Raw genomic sequence first — 578 nt, 5'->3', positions numbered from 1 at the left:
CGTCGACTCCGAGGCGCTAGAGCAGGCGCTTCACGAGCCCTTTGTGGAAGCGCTCAAGGAGCGCGAGTTCGCCGTGGTCAGCAATCCTCGCCAGATCGGCGATACCGAGCTGACGGTGATGGTCTACGAGGTGAAGCGGCCGCCCCTCGTGCAGGAGAACTTCAAGCGTCTCTTCTCCGCCAACCAAAACCGCTTCTACTGGAACCGTGACAAGTTTTCCAAGCTGAAACGCGGAGCGCCCGTGTTCGTGGTCAACAACAGTGCCTCCCGGGTGCTGTTTGGTTACCTGCAGGACACGCTGATCCGCGCCGAGTTCGATGAGGAGAGCCACGTCAGCCGCTTCACCCACCAAGGTGAGACCTTCGAGGTGAGCGGCGAGTATCCCGAGTTTGTCTGTATCGAGGTCAGATCGCTAAAGCACCCCCCACCGGGCTGGCAGTGGAAGACCTTCGGAAGTGGTGAGCACTCCTATATCTCTGGGCCCGAGGTCGGCGCCGGTGCTGCCAAGAACAATCTGGAGCGGGTGAATCTGCTGCTCGAGGTGTTTTCTCAGGAGGAGGAGATCGCCCTCCAGCTAC

1 protein-coding gene is annotated in these 578 nt (G+C 60.4%); it reads left to right on the top strand.

Translation table 11 applies throughout. From position 1 onward, the window contains the following. Positions 1-578: hypothetical protein (locus ADS77_RS22445; protein WP_161803901.1), on the top strand; the 578-nt coding region annotated here is incomplete at both ends.

Origin of the sequence: Pseudoalteromonas porphyrae (assembly GCF_001298125.1) — a bacterium.
Classification (GTDB): Bacteria; Pseudomonadota; Gammaproteobacteria; order Enterobacterales; family Alteromonadaceae; genus Pseudoalteromonas; species Pseudoalteromonas neustonica.
This window is presented reverse-complemented; position numbering and strand designations above follow the sequence as displayed.